At 66.1% G+C, this 15,632-nt stretch carries 14 protein-coding genes; 8 read left to right on the top strand and 6 right to left on the bottom strand.

Features of this window, described 5'->3' with window-relative positions:
• Positions 1-2: 2 nt before the first annotated feature.
• The 7 genes from WDU93_RS05820 (at position 3) to WDU93_RS05790 (ending at position 8,140) form a co-directional block, all read left to right on the top strand.
• On the top strand, positions 3-1,511 hold the full coding sequence (locus tag WDU93_RS05820; RefSeq protein ID WP_337318539.1) for a conjugal transfer protein TrbL: 1,509 nt from the start codon (positions 3-5) through the stop codon (positions 1,509-1,511).
• A gap of 3 nt (positions 1,512-1,514) precedes the next feature.
• Entirely contained in the window at positions 1,515-2,984 is a 1,470-nt protein-coding gene (locus tag WDU93_RS05815) for an SCO6880 family protein (RefSeq protein WP_337318537.1), read from the top strand.
• Positions 2,985-3,077: 93 nt separating this feature from the next.
• On the top strand, positions 3,078-4,547 hold the full coding sequence (locus WDU93_RS05810; protein ID WP_420064045.1) for an ATP-binding protein: 1,470 nt from the start codon (positions 3,078-3,080) through the stop codon (positions 4,545-4,547).
• A gap of 71 nt (positions 4,548-4,618) precedes the next feature.
• A complete protein-coding gene (locus WDU93_RS05805; RefSeq protein WP_337318533.1) occupies positions 4,619-5,101 on the top strand; it encodes a hypothetical protein in 483 nt (160 codons plus the stop codon).
• Positions 5,098-6,849, top strand: a complete 1,752-nt coding sequence (locus tag WDU93_RS05800; protein WP_420064043.1) for a type IV secretory system conjugative DNA transfer family protein — start codon at positions 5,098-5,100, stop codon at positions 6,847-6,849. Before WDU93_RS05805 ends, WDU93_RS05800 begins: the two co-directional genes overlap by 4 nt.
• Positions 6,850-6,961: 112 nt before the next feature.
• On the top strand, positions 6,962-7,471 hold the full coding sequence (locus tag WDU93_RS05795) for a single-stranded DNA-binding protein (RefSeq protein WP_337318531.1): 510 nt from the start codon (positions 6,962-6,964) through the stop codon (positions 7,469-7,471).
• Between the two features lie 21 nt (positions 7,472-7,492).
• Entirely contained in the window at positions 7,493-8,140 is a 648-nt protein-coding gene (locus tag WDU93_RS05790; RefSeq protein WP_337318529.1) for a hypothetical protein, read from the top strand.
• Positions 8,141-8,203: 63 nt separating this feature from the next.
• Here the strand turns inward: WDU93_RS05790 and WDU93_RS05785 are convergent, their stop codons facing one another.
• The 6 genes from WDU93_RS05785 to nrdH form a co-directional block, all read right to left on the bottom strand.
• Positions 8,204-8,458, bottom strand: coding sequence for a helix-turn-helix domain-containing protein (locus tag WDU93_RS05785; protein WP_313480966.1), 255 nt, complete (start codon positions 8,456-8,458; stop codon positions 8,204-8,206).
• A 19-nt stretch (positions 8,459-8,477) separates the two neighbouring features.
• Positions 8,478-9,764 (bottom strand): tyrosine-type recombinase/integrase, encoded by a 1,287-nt coding sequence (locus WDU93_RS05780; RefSeq protein WP_337318525.1) that lies wholly within the window; start codon positions 9,762-9,764, stop codon positions 8,478-8,480.
• Positions 9,765-10,130: 366 nt separating this feature from the next.
• The gene (gene nrdF / locus WDU93_RS05775) at positions 10,131-11,111 is read right to left on the bottom strand and encodes a class 1b ribonucleoside-diphosphate reductase subunit beta (RefSeq protein WP_337318524.1); all 981 of its coding nucleotides are present in this window, start codon (positions 11,109-11,111) and stop codon (positions 10,131-10,133) included.
• Positions 11,112-11,155: 44 nt separating this feature from the next.
• Entirely contained in the window at positions 11,156-13,315 is a 2,160-nt protein-coding gene (nrdE, locus tag WDU93_RS05770; RefSeq protein WP_337318521.1) for a class 1b ribonucleoside-diphosphate reductase subunit alpha, read from the bottom strand.
• On the bottom strand, positions 13,297-13,731 hold the full coding sequence (gene nrdI / locus WDU93_RS05765; protein ID WP_337318519.1) for a class Ib ribonucleoside-diphosphate reductase assembly flavoprotein NrdI: 435 nt from the start codon (positions 13,729-13,731) through the stop codon (positions 13,297-13,299). Before nrdI ends, nrdE begins: the two co-directional genes overlap by 19 nt.
• Before the next feature lie 63 nt (positions 13,732-13,794).
• Positions 13,795-14,028, bottom strand: a complete 234-nt coding sequence (nrdH, locus tag WDU93_RS05760) for a glutaredoxin-like protein NrdH (protein ID WP_337318518.1) — start codon at positions 14,026-14,028, stop codon at positions 13,795-13,797.
• Between the two features lie 378 nt (positions 14,029-14,406).
• Between nrdH and WDU93_RS05755 the strand changes: the two genes are divergently transcribed.
• Entirely contained in the window at positions 14,407-15,615 is a 1,209-nt protein-coding gene (locus tag WDU93_RS05755; protein WP_337318516.1) for an MFS transporter, read from the top strand.
• The last annotated feature ends 17 nt before the right edge of the window (positions 15,616-15,632 follow it).

The raw sequence follows: 15,632 nt of genomic DNA, 5'->3' as shown, positions 1-15,632 counted from the left end.
TCATGGCACTGTGTGACGTCCCGGTCATCTCGAACGTCTGCGACGCCGTCGGAGAAGGGGCCGCGACGCTCGTCGCGGCCCCTTTCGACTGGCTTGCTCAAGCGATGGGACAGGCCGCCGCCTGGCTGTTCGAGGGCGTCTGGTATGTCTTCGACACCACCACGCTCGTCGACGTCCAGTCCCCGGAGTACGTCGGCGTCTACAACATCCTCTTCGGCGTCGCCGTGCTGATCATGCTCGTGTTCTTCTGCCTGCAACTGATCACCGGCCTCATCCGCCGAGACCCCACCGCACTCTCTCGGGCGGCGCTCGGACTCGGCAAGAGCGTGCTCGGGTCGTTCCTCATCATCACGCTCACCGCGACGCTGCTGGAGATCACCGACCAGTTGACCATCGGCATCATCCAAGCCACTGGCAACTCGATGGAAGCGATGGGCGACAAGATCGCCCTGCTCGCCGCGGGGCTCACCGCGATCAACCTCTCCGCTCCCGGTGTCGGCGCGATCATCACCATCTTCTTCGCCGGCCTCGCGATCACCGCCGCGGCGATCGTGTGGTTCTCGCTCCTGATTCGCAAAGCGTTGCTGCTCGTCGCAATCGTGCTCGGGCCGATCGCGATCAGCGGCGCGAGCTGGGACGTCACCCGCGGCTGGTTCGGAAAATGGGTGTCGTTCGTGATCGCGCTGATCTTGTCCAAGCTCGTCCTCGTCGTGGTGTTCCTCGTCGCGATCACCCAGGTCTCCCAGCCGATCGACTTTGACCTGGCATCCATCGCCGACCCCATCGCGGGGATCGTGCTCATGTTCGTCGCCGCGTTCGCGCCGTACATGGTCTACAAGTTCATCTCCTTTATCGGGTTTGACATGTACCACGCGATGAGCGCGGAGCAAGAGGCCAAGCAGTCCATGAATCGGCCCGTGCCCACTCCGTCCAAGCCCGCTGGCGACGGCCCGCAGAAAGTCCTCGACGGGAAGGGTCAAGGCGATGGCCCACCGCCCGGCAGCGGGGGTGGTGGAGGCGGCGGCACGCCGCCCCCGCCTCCGGACGGCGGGAGCGGTGCGACCGCTGCTGGTACTGGTGGAGCCGGAGGCGGCGCTGCGGCTGGTGGCGGGGGCGGCGCAGCCGGTGGTGCTGCCGGTGGTGCTGCCGGTGGTGCTGCCGGTGGTGCTGCCGGTGGTGGCGGGACTGCTGCAGGTGGCGGGGCTGCTGCGGGAGGTGCGGCAGCGGCCGGACCCGCCGCAGTCGCGGTCGTCGCGGCGGCGGCCGTCAAGGAAGCCGCCACGGCCGGCCCCAAGCTCGGTGGCGTGATCGGCGGTGCTGCAGAGGACCAGGCATCAGCGGCTGGCCAAGATAGCGCCCCGCCTCCGTCCGGTAACGCACCCCCGCCGTCTGCCCCATCGGCGCCGCAGGAGCCGCCGTCCAGCACACCGTCGGCATCGTCTGGCCCGTCGTCGACGCCACCGCCGAAGGACCCGCCGCCACCGAACACGGCGCCTGAAGGGAAGGAGTAACCCGTGGCGAAACCGCAGAACACGAAAGACGACTACCCGCTGACGGCGGTGAAGTTCTCCCGCCTCACCCGGCGTGGCCTCATCCTCGGCTTGTCGCTATCGCAGGTGATCGCGCTCGCGATCGCCGGGCTGGCGTTCATCGGGTCGCTGTACGCGGGAGGCGGGATGATCCTCGCCTATACCGCCCCGATCTGGGTCACCTGCCTGGCCATCACCTGGGTCCCGATCGCGGGCCGCAAGACCGTCGAGTGGCTGCCCGTCGGGGTGCACTGGCTGTGGCGGGTCACCGTGAAGCAGACGATCTACCGGATGCGGGTCGTCAAGCCCCGCCCCGCCGGGACCCTCGCGCTCCCGGGGGACATGGCGGCGCTGCGTCAGTACGAAGACCCGATCACCGGAGCGGTCATGGTGCATCACCCCTACGCAGCCACGCTGACGGCGCTGCTGGAAGTCACCCATCCCGCGTTCGTGCTCCTGGACCCTGGCGAGCAGGAACGCCGCGTGGCCAGTTGGGGGCGAGTCCTCGCGACATGCTGCCGGTCCGGGCGCATCGCCCGCTTGCAGGTGCTGGAGCGCACCCTCCCGGATTCAGGGAGCGGGCTTGCGCAGTGGTGGGCCGAGCACGGCAACCCCGACGACGAGTCGTGGACGTCGCGCACCTACGCCGAGCTCATCGACCGGGCAGGCCCTGCCGGGGAACGCCACGCGACGACGATCTCCCTCGCCCTGGACATGAAGGCCGCTGCCCGGGCGATCCGCACCGCCGGCGGCGGCATGAAAGGTGCAGCCGCCGTGCTGCGACAGGAGATGAACACCCTCACCGCCGCGCTCCACTCCGCCGAGCTGAAAGCCACCGGATGGCTCACACCCGGCCAGCTCGCCGTGATCCTACGCTCCGCGTACGACCCGGCGATCGCCGCGACCCTGGAACGCTCCGGGAACCTCGGGCAGGACCTGGCCACGGCAGGACCGGTTGCGTTGGAGGAGACCTGGAACGGGCTCCGCTCCGACAGCGCACACCATGCCGTGCTCTGGGTCAGCGAATGGCCCCGATCGCTCGTGTACCCGGGGTTCCTGTCCCCGGTGCTCCTCGCCTCCGGGGTGCGGAGATCGTTCTCGTTACTGTGCACGCCGATCCGGTCGGATCAAGCGGCCCGTGACATTCGGAAGAAGAAGGTCGAGTACATCTCCGACGCCGCACAACGCCAGAAGATCGGACAGGTCGAGGACGCCCAGCAGTCCGCCGAGTATCAGGACGTGCTGCAGCAAGAAGCCGACCTCACCAGCGGGCACGGCATCCTCCGCTACACCGGGCTGATCTCTGTCAGCGCCCCCACCCCGGACGAGCTGGAAGCGGCGGTCTCGAAGATCGAGCAGGCCGCCATCCAAGCCTCCTGCGAGACCCGGCGGCTGGTCGGACAGCAGGCGCAGGCGTTCACCGCGGCCGCACTGCCGCTCGCACGCACCGTCTGACCCTGGGGCGCCGGTCCCGCACCTCCTTCCTGCACACCGCCTGCCCGGGCGGGTGCAGGAAGGAGTCGTGCTGTGAGCATCCCGAAACGTCGCGTGTACTCGACGGTGCTGATCGGACCGGAGTCCGAGCACCGCAAGCAGCGCCGCGCCCGCCGGAAGGCCGCCGCGCAGATCCAAGCGAAGGACGTCGCCGCCCGCAAGGCCGAAGCGCGCGCCCAGTGGGAGGCGGAGCAGGCCGAGCGCCGCGCCACCACCTACCTCCCCCGATCTGGTGAGTCAGGTCCCGCCGCCCTCCGCTCGCTGCGAGGGCTGCGGCTTCCCTCCCATCAGGACACCAGCGCCGCGCTCGCCGGTGCGTACCCATTCCTCGCCGAAGGCGGACTCGGGCCGGAAGGCGTGTTCGTCGGACAAGATATGTACTCGGGCGGGTCGTTCGTCTACGACCCGTGGGAGCTGTACAAGCGCGGCGTCATCACCGCCCCCAACATCGTCCTGGCCGGCATCGTCGGCTCCGGAAAGTCCTCGCTGGCGAAGTCGCTATACACGCGGTCGATTCCGTTCGGGCGTCGCGTCTACGTCCCCGGCGACCCGAAAGGCGAGCACACCCCCGTCGCGGAGGCTGTCGGCGGGAAGGCGATCGTCCTCGGCCACGGGCTGAAGAACCGGCTGAACCCCCTCGATGAGGGCCACCGGCCCTCCAGTCTGACGGATATCGAATGGGGCGCCCAGGTCGCCTCCCGGCGGCGGGAGCTGATCGGCGCACTGGCCGAGACCGTCCTCGAGCGGTCGCTGTCGCCGTTGGAACACACGTCGATCGACGTCGCTCTCTCCGCCGCCGTCGCCAACAACGACATCCCGATCCTGCCAATGATCGTGGACCGCATCCTCAACCCCGACAGCACAGACGACACCGACGGGCGGCTCGCTGAGGACGGCCGGATCGTCGGGCACGCACTGAGGCGCCTGGTCGCCGGGGACTTGCAGGGCTTGTTCGACGGGCCCTCCACGGTCACCTTCGACCCGTCCCTGCCGATGATCTCCCTGGACCTGTCCCGGGTGGCGGAGAACTCCACCCTCATCTCGGTACTGATGACGTGCTCGTCGGCGTGGATGGAATCGGCCCTCCTGGACCCCGAAGGCGGACAGCGGTGGGTGATCTACGACGAAGCCTGGCGTCTCATGTCCCATCCCGCGCTGCTCAAGCGCATGGACGCGCAGTGGCGGCTCGCCAGGCATTACGGGATCGCGAACATGCTGATCTTCCACAAGCTGACAGACCTCGACAACGTCGGCGACAGCGGGTCCGCGATGCGGGCCCTGGCGTCGTCCCTACTGGCGAACGCGGAGACGCGGATCATCTACCGGCAGGAAGCCGACCAGCTCGGCACCACCGCGACCGCGCTCGGCCTCACTGGCACCGAACAGTCCCTCCTACCGGGCCTAGGCACGGGGCAAGGACTGTGGCGGATCAAGGAGCGATCTTTCGCCGTCCAGCATCAGCTGCATCCGGACGAGCTGTCCACGTTCGACACGACCACGCGGATGATCGGGCGGCAAAAATGAGCGAACTTGCACCCTCACGCCGCTCCCGCCGCAATCGCGCCACGACACGCGAAACCGATGGGGATCTCGTGGTGCCCATCACACTCCCGCACCTGGTCGTCCGGGTAGACGCGGACGACCAGATCAGCGTCACCCTCGACGGTGCACCCGTCACAGGGGAGCCCGTCGGCAGGCACGCGCTCGGCGGGCTGATAGACGAGGTCCTGCGACGGCGGAAGGTGCCGGTGCGGGTGGAGATCGTCGAGCACAGCGGCACCACCTACACCGATGTCCTCACCCCGCCCGTCCCAGAGCCCGACCCCGAACTGGCCTCCGAGACCGCGGGAATGACCGCACAGGACCCCAGGCTGCCGGTGTTGTTCGAGGCAGTCGGGGAAGGCTTCGTCCCCGGTGAAGATGTCGCTCTCGCGGTGATCATCCGCCATTCCTCCTCCGACGGATACGGACGTGTGCGGCACGTGATCGAGGACCGTGAACTGCAAGGCGGCGGCAGTGAGGTGCTGCTGTTCGGGCGGATCTCCGGCACCACCCACATCGTCGGAGGGCTGGGATGAACCCGCACCAGCCGTCCCAGATGCTCGCGAACTTGGGACTTGCGGCCCTGGCGGGGTTCGCTGTCCTGGCCGGGCTGCTTCGCGCCGCCGGTAGTGCCGCTGCGTTCTTCACCGGGCTCCCGCAACCCACCGGCGGGCCCTCAACGGGGCTCGGTGTGCTGCTCACCCCGGCTACCCCGGGCGAGGCGATCGGCGCGCCGGGCCTGAGCCCGGTCGTGTACTGGCTGGTCCTCGCCATCACAGTCTCGGTCCTCGGGATCATCGTGTGGTGGGTGTGGCGAGTCATCGCGCGCGCGAAAGAGAACCGGGCGCAGGATCCGCGCCTGCTCCACGGCATCGCCACTGCGCGCGATGTCGCCAAAGCCGCAGGGACGAAGGCCCTCAGGAAACGGGCGGGCACGTTCCGGCCTTCGCTGGAAGATCCTTCCCCCGAGGACGTCGGCTACCTCCTCGGCCGGTCGAAAGGGCAGGAGGTGTGGGCGACCGTGGAGGACTCCATCCTGCTTATCGGCCCACCCCGGTCGGGCAAAGGGCTGCATGTCGTGATCAACGCGATCCTCGATGCTCCCGGCGCCGTCATCACCACCTCCACTCGGCCCGACAACCTCACCGCGACGCTGAAGGCCCGACAGCGCGTCGGACCGGTCGCGGTGTTCGACCCTCAGCACCTCGCTGAAGGACTCCCCGCGGGCATGAAGTGGTCACCGGTCCGCGGATGCGAAGACCCCTTGACAGCGATGATCCGCGCCACCGGGCTCGCCACGGCCACGAACTTCGGCTCCGTGTCCGGCGGCGACTTCTGGCAGGGCAAGACCGCCGCCGCCATCCAGGGGCTCCTCCACGCCGCAGCGCTGGACGGGCGGGACGCAGCAACCCTGTACCAGTGGGCGCTGAACCCCGCCGCTGCCGCGGATGCGGTGCGGGTACTGCAATCCAACCCGCAGGCAGCACCCGGGTGGGCGGACTCACTCGACGCGATGCTACAAGCCGACCCCAAGACGCGCGACTCGATCTGGCAGGGAGTGTCCCTCGCGTTCTCTGCGTTCGCCGACCCGCGCGTCCTGGACGCAGTAACACCGGGTCCGCGAGACCGGTTCGACCCCGAGACATTCATCCGGGATCGCGGCACCCTGTACCTCCTCGCCACCGGCGCTGGGGCCGGGGCATCCTCGGCGCTGGTGGCCGCCTTCATCGAAGACCTCGTCGAAACCGCCCGCAAGATCGCCGCCACCTCACCAGGCACACGACTAGATCCACCGATGCTCCTCGCACTCGATGAGATCGGCAACCTCGCACCCCTGCCCTCGCTTCCCACGCTGATGGCCGAAGGCGGCGGCACGGGGATCACCACCCTGCCAGTGCTGCAGTCCCTCGCACAGGCACGCGAGAAATGGGGCGAGAACAACGCCAACGCGCTGTGGGACGCATCAATCGTGAAAGTCATCCTCGGCGGCGCATCGAACTCACGAGACCTGCAGGACCTCTCAGCGCTGATCGGAGAGAGAGACGAGATCACCGACTCCGTCACCATCGGCGAGCAAGGACACCGCTCCGCGCAACGCTCGATCCGCCGCGTAGCGATCATGCCCCCGGACGTGATCCGCACGCTGCCGTTCGGGATCGGAGTGGTAATGCTCCGCACCGCCCGCCCCATCATCACCGACCTGCGCGCCTGGCCTGCCCGTAAGGACGCCGCGCAGCTGAAAACGGACCGGAAGGAGATCGAGGCGCTCCTGCACACGTCCTGAAACCGGTTCTCTCGGTCCTTTGGGGTCTGACCTGCGCACCTGTCTGGTGCCTCCCGCTCAACCGCGGGGGCACCAGACAGTTTCGTTGTTATCAGGAAGGACCTCAGTTCTCATGGCCATCAAGACCTCGCAGGCGATCAACGGCTTCATCTCCGCCGATCCCCGCCTCACCTTCTCCGAATCCGGGCAGGCGCGCTTCTACGCCCGCATCGGCATCAACCACTACGAGCCCCAGCAGGACGGGTCCTTCCGCAAGCTCGACCCGACCTACCACGACCTGATCCAGTTCGGGAAGTCCGCCGAGATGTCCGCCGACCGGTACGTCAAGGGCGACGACATCGTCGCGCAGGGCTACACCCGCGAGTACACGCGCAACGTCAACGGCGAGGAGCGCACCGATGAGCAGTTCGTCGCCAAGCGCATCGCGCCCGACCCGAACATCACGGACTTCACGATCGACCGCCGGCCCGCCGCCGAGCGTCAGGCCGAACGCGACGCCGACCGCGAAGTCGGACGCGACGCCGAGCGTGAGGAACCCGACCGAGCAGCCCAGCTCGGCTCGCCCACCCCTACCACCTCGCGAGAGGCCGAAGCGCCCGCGATGGAAGCGGTCGGCCGATAACCCCTACCGGAGGGCAGTGACGTGGCCGATAACGACCCGACCCAGAACCCCGAACCGGGCGACCCGGACGTGAACTTCGAGCCCGAGTCCGACGAACCAGACATCGAGGACGACGAGCCCGACGAGATCGACGAAGGCGAGAGACGGGACGGCGGCCCCCGGGCAGGCGCGGGCGGGAGTGATGACCTCCCGCCCGTGCCTCGCCCGATCAACTGGCGCACCCTGTCCTCCGACGACGCCGAGCACGAATGGCTCGACCTCAACGAATGGGTGAACTGGCTCCGGCACGAGTTCGCCCTCCCCCCGCAGATCGTCCCTCCCATGTGGCACCGCCACCCGGAACTCGTGTGGGAGCTCTCCGCTCTCTACACCCGGTGGCTAGGCTGCTACGACCCAGAGCAGGACGCCGCCGGGGCTATCTCGTTCATGACCGACTTCGCCGCCGCCCGGACCCGGCTACGCGAATGGGTACAGATCTCCGGCACCCGCCTCGATCGCGACCGCCCCTCCCGGCAAACCGTCTGGCCCGGCGAAGATCCGCTCCGGGCGGGCGAAGAGATTCCGATCACTGACCGGGACGAGGACTTCGTGGACTTCGTCGTCGAAGACGTCACCCGGCGTGCGGAAGCGGAAGCGGCGTTCCTGCGCGACGAGACGCCGCCTGTGTGAGCTGACGGTGAACCGCAAAGTGTGGGCGGGCCTTTCAGGCCCGCCCACACTTTGGTCTTGCGTCTACTTGGCTGAAGGGATCTCGATGAGCAGCTTCTCGCGGAGTTCGTCCGGGTCGACGCGGATCAGCCGTCCAACCCGGTAGCCGCTCACGGTGCCGTCCGAGATGCGACGGCGCAGCGTCTTGATCGACACTCCGTAGGTGTCGGCGGCGACAGCCAGCGAGATCAGCTTGAGCGCCGGGGGCTGCGAACGATCGTGAACGGCCATGGTAGTGCCTCCCTTGTTGATGAACTCTTTCTCCTGATAGGTGTCCATGGCTGTCCCACGTCGACTCTCATGCCTTCCTGGCCGCGTTGATCCGCTCCTGGACGCGATCGCTCATACGGTCCGCGAGCTCACGATCGCGGGCCATCGTGGCGTGCTGGTAGCGGAGGACGACTCGGATGTCGGCGTGGCCGCCTCGCCGCATCAGCTCTGCGAGGGTCGCGCCCTCCTGGGCGAAGATCGTCAGGCCCGTGTGACGGAGATCATGGAACCGGAATCGCGGCCGGAGGTCAGCGACACGGTCTCGAGCATCCGCCCACACGTATCCCCATCGCGTGTTGGACAGAGGAACGCTGCCACGGACGTTCGTGGGGATCAGCGGCGCTTTGGCCTCGGCCGCGACGTTGTCACGCAGGTGATCCTTGAGGCGGTCGATCATGAGCTTCGGGATGCTGAGCGTCCGTCTGCCCGCGTCACTCTTGAGCCTCTCCGAGTAGTCGCCGGTGTTCGCGTTCAGTTGCCGGCGCACATGCAGGGTCGCGGTGTTCTCGTCGTGCCACTCGATGTCCCTGCGCTGCAAGCCCAGGCACTCCCCGCGGCGCAGCTGGCACCACGCGGCGAAGAGCACCATGATCGCCCAGTGATCCGGGGTTACGTCGTACAAGGCCTCGACCTGCTCGGGGCTCGCAACGTCTTCGTCCTCGTCGTGGTCGGCGTCGTGCCGGACCGCCTCCTGCTTCGGGATCGAGATGTTCGGTGCAGCGGGGATGATTCCTTCTCGGGCTGCCTGGCGGAGGATCATCATGAGGACGATCAGTACCGGTCGCGTGATGCCGTTGAACTTCGACTTCGGATTCAGCGGCGAGGGTATCGCGTCGAGGCGATCGGTCATCTGTCGGATACGTGCCTCGTCGATCTGCCGTATCGGGGTGTCTTCGAACTCGGGGATGAGGTACCCGTCGACCTTGCTCTTGTAGGCGCGGACGGTGGCGATAGCACGCTTCCTGCCGCTGCGGTTCGGCTCCGTGCGGATGAAGGCCACCCAGCGTTCCGCGTACTCGGAGAATCCGATGGACCGCGCCTTCTCCGCTTCCGCCACTGCACGGCGGCGAGCGGCGGTCACCGAGGGCGGCTCCCACTGCTGACGGGCAATCAACGTGTGAACGCCTGCGAGCCACGCGCGGGCGTCTGTCTTCGTCAGAAACGTCAGCGGCTTGTCGTCCTCTGTCCGGGCGGTGTAGACCTCACCGTCGGGTGCGGGATAGCGCGCCTGCCAGCGGCCGGAAGGGAGCTTGCGAAGGCTCCCCCAGCTCTCTCGCCTGGCTGCTGCTGTTTCCCGGGTCTTGGTGGTGCTCATCGTGTCCTCCACTGGTCTCGAGCGGACTCACGCGATCCCTCGTGCCACTCCGTGCCACAAGAGGACAGGAAGCCCCGAAAAGGGCTTTCTACCTGGGTTTTCTTGCCGCACTTTAGGCGCCCTATGGCACGCTGTGGCACGAGGTCGGTGGCATGCCGGGACCGAACTTCGGTCAGCGGACCACCCCGCTCTCTCCTGGAAGGTGCGGGCGTGCCACCCGCGTGCCATACCCAACGGCTGCTGACGTTCATATCTGTCCTCCTGTGTTCTTCGGAAGGAGGCGCGAAAAGAGGCCCGGATCTGCAGAAACCTGCAGATCCGGGCCTCCCGGTCGACTCTTGTCAGAGTCTGTCTAGAACGTGGACTTCAGAAGTCCCAGTCGTCGTCTTCCGTGGCCTCGGCCTTGCCGATCACGTACGACGAGCCCGACCCCGAGAAGAAGTCGTGGTTCTCGTCGGCGTTGGGCGAGAGGGCGGAGAGGATCGCCGGGTTCACGTTCGTGACCGTCGACGGGAACATCGGCTCGTAGCCCAGGTTCATCAGGGCCTTGTTGGCGTTGTAGTGCAGGAACTTCTTGACGTCTTCGGTCAGGCCGACGCCGTCGTAGAGGTCCTGCGTGTACTGCACCTCGTTGTCGTAGAGCTCGAACAGCAGGTTGAAGGTGTAGTCCTTCAGCTCCTGGCGGCGTTCCTCGGTCTCGTTCTCGAGCCCCTTCTGGAACTTGTAGCCGATGTAGTACCCGTGCACGGCCTCGTCGCGGATGATGAGGCGGATCAGGTCAGCGGTGTTGGTCAGCTTCGCCTTGGACGACCAGTAGATCGGCAGGTAGAAGCCCGAGTAGAACAGGAAGCTCTCCAGCAGGGTCGATGCGACCTTGCGCTTGAGCGGGTCGTCACCCTGGTAGTAGTCCATGATGATCTGCGCCTTCTTCTGAAGGTTCTGATTCTCGGTGGACCAGCGGAACGCCTCGTCGATCTCCCGGGTCGACGCGAGCGTCGAGAAGATCGACGAGTAGCTCTTCGCGTGCACCGACTCCATGAACGCGATGTTCGTGTAGACCGCTTCTTCGTGCGGGGTGATCGCGTCGGGGATGAGCGACACCGCGCCGACCGTGCCCTGGATCGTGTCGAGCAGGGTCAGCCCGGTGAAGACCCGCATCGTGAGCAGCTGCTCCTCAGGCGTCAGCGTGTTCCACGACTGGATGTCGTTCGACAGCGGCACCTTCTCGGGCAGCCAGAAGTTGTTCACCAGACGGTTCCAGACCTCGAGGTCCTTGTCGTCCTGGATGCGGTTCCAGTTGATCGCCTGCACGTGGTCAACGAGCTTGAGCGGTTGATGCGGAGTCATGATTCGTCTTTCCTAGATCCTGGGTCGCTGAGCCTGTCGAAGCGTCACAACATGCAGCTGACGCATTCAGTCATGTCGGTGCCCTCGAGGGCCAGCTGACGCAGACGGATGTAGTAGATCGTCTTGATGCCCTTGCGCCATGCGTAGATCTGCGCCTTGTTGATGTCGCGGGTGGTGGCGGTGTCCTTGAAGAACAGCGTCAGCGACAGACCCTGATCGACGTGCTGGGTGGCAGCGGCGTAGGTGTCGATGACCTTCTCGTAGCCGATCTCGTAGGCGTCCTGGTAGTACTCCAGGTTGTCGTTCGTCATGAACGCGGCCGGGTAGTACACACGGCCCAGCTTGCCTTCCTTGCGGATCTCGATCTTCGAGGCGATCGGGTGGATCGACGAGGTCGAGTTGTTGATGTACGAGATCGACCCGGTCGGCGGCACCGCCTGCAGGTTCTGGTTGTAGATACCGTGCTTCTGGATGCTGTCGCGCAGCTCGACCCAGTCCTGCTGCGTCGGGATGTGCTTGCCCGCGAAGAGCTCCTTGACCTTGTCGGTCGCCGGCACCCAGGCCTGCTCGATGTACTTGTCGAAGAACTCCCCCGACGCGTACGTCGAGTCCTCGAAGCCGTCGAAGGTCTGACCGCGCTCGATGGCGATCTTGTTCGACGCGCGCAGCGCGTGGAACAGCACCGAGTAGAAGTAGATGTTCGTGAAGTCGATGCCCTCTTCGGAACCGTAGAAGACGTGCTCGCGAGCGAGGTAGCCGTGCAGGTTCATCTGACCGAGGCCGATCGCGTGCGAGCGGTCGTTGCCGTCTTCGATCGAACGCACCGAGCGGATGTGGCTCTGGTCGCTGACGGCAGTGAGCGCGCGGATCGCGGTCTCAACCGTCTGGCCGAGGTCTTCGGCATCCATCGACAACGCGATGTTCATCGAGCCGAGGTTGCACGAGATGTCCTTGCCGATCTCCTTGTACGACAGGTCGTCGTTGTAGGTGGTCGGCGTGTTCACCTGCAGGATCTCGCTGCAGAGGTTGGACATGTTGATGCGGCCCTTGATCGGGTTGGCCTTGTTCACCGTGTCCTCGAACATGATGTACGGGTAGCCCGACTCGAACTGGATCTCGGCGATCGTCTGGAAGAACTCACGCGCATTGATCTTGGTCTTCTTGATGCGCGCATCGTCGACCATCTCGCGGTACTTCTCGGTGACAGAGATGTCGCCGAACGGCACACCGTAGACCTTCTCGACGTCGTACGGCGAGAACAGGTACATGTCCTCGTCGTTCTTGGCGAGCTCGAACGTGATGTCGGGCACGACGACACCCAGCGACAGGGTCTTGATGCGGATCTTCTCGTCGGCGTTCTCACGCTTGGTGTCGAGGAAGCGCATGATGTCGGGGTGGTGCGCGTTGAGGTACACCGCACCGGCGCCCTGGCGGGCACCGAGCTGGTTGGCGTAGCTGAAGCTGTCTTCGAGCAGCTTCATGACAGGGATGATGCCCGAGGACTGGTTCTCGATCTGCTTGATCGGCGCACCAGACTCGCGGATGTTCGACAGCGACAGCGCCACACCGCCACCGCGCTTGCTCAGCTGCAGAGCGGAGTTGATGCCACGGGCGATCGACTCCATGTTGTCTTCGATGCGCAGCAGGAAGCAGCTGACGAGCTCGCCGCGCTGCGCCTTGCCGGCGTTGAGGAATGTCGGCGTGGCCGGCTGGAAACGACCCGAGATGATCTCTTCGACGAGGTTGACGGCGAGCTTCTCGTCGCCGTCGGCGAGCGCGAGCGCGGTCATCACGACGCGGTCCTCGAAGCGCTCGAGGTAACGCTTGCCGTCGAAGGTCTTCAGCGTGTAGCTGGTGTAGTACTTGAAAGCGCCGAGGAAGGTCTCGAAGCGGAACTTCTTCGAGTAGGCGAGGTCGTTGAGCTTCTGCACGAACTCGAACGGGTACTGGTCGATGACCGCACCCTCGTAGTACTCCTTCTCGACGAGGTAGTCGAGGCGCTCACGCAACGAGTGGAAGAACACGGTGTTCTGGTTCACGTGCTGCAGGAAGTACTCTCGTGCGGCACGCTTGTCGGCATCGAACTGGATCTTGCCGTCGGCGTCGTACAGGTTCAGCATCGCGTTCAGGGCGTGATAGTCCAGCCCCTCATACGAAGGGTTGATCTTGAACGCCACCTGCTCAGTCACTGCTGTGTCCACCATCGTTCCAATCCGTCGCTCACGCGATCGACGTCGTCTGGCGTGCCGAATACCTCAAGCCGGTACAAGTGCGGCACGTGACACTTGCGGCTGATGATCTCTCCGGCCAGGCAGAACGCCTCGCCGAAGTTGGTGTTGCCTGCGGAGATGACTCCGCGAAGGTTGTTCCGGTTGCGCTCGTCGTTGAGGAAACGGATCACCTGCTTGGGGACCGCACCCTTCTCTTCACCGCGCCCCTGACCACCCCCATAGGTGGGAGTGATCAGGACGAAGGGCTCATCGATGATGAGCGGCTCTTCTGTGCTGTGCAGAGGGATGCGGCGGGAGGGAAGTCCGAGCTTCTCGACGAAGCGTGCGGTGTTCCCGGAAACGCTCGAGAAGAAGACCACGAGCGGCGCGGTTGTCGCGACGGCGCTCATACTCCTCCTCTTGGGTTCCTGAGCCCGTCGAAGGGCTCCTGGGTTACTGAGCCTGTCGAAGTACTAAGCCAGGCGAGCGGCGAGCTCGTCGATCTTGTCGGGACGGAAGCCCGACCAGTGGCCCTCGTCGGTGACGACGACGGGCGCCTGCATGTAGCCCAGCGCCTTGACCTGCTCGAGCGCGTCAGCGTCCTCAGAGAGGTCGTGAATCTCGTACTCGATGCCCTTGGCGTCGAGGGCGCGGTACGTGGCGTTGCACTGCACGCATGAAGGCTTCGTGTAGACGGTGATCGACATGGTGATGTCTCTTCTTCCCCTCGGATCCTGATGATTCTCCGGCAAACCCCCGCCGGGAGTTCAATACTACATATGGGTACGGACATTGGAAGTGACCACAAGGGGTAGTAGTTACATCCGTGTAGTTTTCAACAGCTCTCCACACGTTCAACACAGCTTGTCCACGGTTCCTTCCACAGGCGCGGCGGCCTGCCGCACCCCCACGAACCGCAGGATTTCGCGGGAGCTCGCTCCCCCGTCGTGATCCATCCACAGGGCGCACGCTACGCCGGGCCTCCGACATCGGATTTCCTGTGGAGAACACCTCCCGGCGTGTCGCGGCGTGTCGCCGCATCCGCTCACTCGCGACCCCCGCGGCGGTGGCTGTAGCGTGGTCTGGTGGCGGGATATCGGGACCTTCTTCGCACACCCGGAGTCGCGCGCATGATCGCCGCGCAACTGGTGGCGCGCTTCCCCAATGGGATGACCTCTCTGGGCATCCTGTTGCATGTCGAGCAGCAGACCGGCTCCTACGGTGCCGCCGGACTCGTGCTGGCTGCAGCATCCGTCGGTCAGGCCGCCGCGGGCCCCGTCACCAGCCGATGGATGGGCGCGTGGGGCATGCGTCGCGTGCTCACCTTGACCCTCACGGTGTGCGTCGCCGCGGTGCTCTGCCTGGCCCTGCTGCCCCTGACCCTGCCCGGGTACATGGCATTCGCGCTGCTCGCGGGTCTCTCCACCCCTCCGGTGCAAGCGGCCGTGCGCACGATCTACCCCAAGCTCGTCAACTCCAGCCAGCTCACCCCCCTGTTCTCGCTCGACGCTTCCCTGCAAGAGATCATCTGGATCATCGCGCCGGTCGTCATCACGGTCGTCTCCACCCAGGTCGGCACGACGCAGGGGCTGCTGCTCGTCGCAGCGATCATGGTGGGCGGTGGCATCTGGTTCATCTCGGCCCCCGAACTCGGCCGCGTTCGCATCCCGCGCAGCCGTCGGGCCTTCGGCCGCGTCGTGCTCAAGCCGCCGGTGATGCTGGCGACCATCCTCGGCTTCCTGCTGATCGGCGCGTGCTCGGCCGTCGAGGTCGGCGTGGTGGCGACGTTCGGTCATGGCGGCCTGGAGGCCGGCCTCGTGCTCGCCGTCTTCTCCATCGGCAGCCTCGCGGGCGGTCTCACCTTCGGACACATCCCGATCGGCCCGTGGGCCATGGCACGTCGGATGCTGATCGTCACCGTCGGCCTCGGCCTGACGATGGTCTCTCTCAACATCTTCTGGATCGGCGGGACGCTACTGCTCGCGGGGATCGGCGTCGCGCCCGCGCTCGCTGTGCTGTTCGCGATCACCACCGCGAGTGTGAAATTCAGCGAGACCGCCGAGGCGTTCGGCTGGGCGGGCACCGGCCAGCTGATCGGCGCCGCGGCAGGCTCCGCCGTGGCCGGCATCCTCATCGATCTCGGCGGCCCCACCGGCGCCTATGCGGCCGCGGCGCTGTTCGCCGGTGCCGGTTTCCTCGTGGCCGTCGCCTGCGTGAAGGCGTTCCCCGATCTGCGCCACCGCGATCCAAGTCCGCTCCCCGACACCGAAGCGGTACCGGTCACGCCTGCGTGAAAGGCGCGGCGCAGTCA

The sequence above is a fragment of the Microbacterium istanbulense genome (genome assembly GCF_037204145.1).
GTDB lineage: Bacteria > Actinomycetota > Actinomycetes > Actinomycetales > Microbacteriaceae > Microbacterium > Microbacterium istanbulense.
Note: the sequence above shows the minus strand (reverse complement) of the source record. Positions and strands in the feature narration are given on the sequence as shown.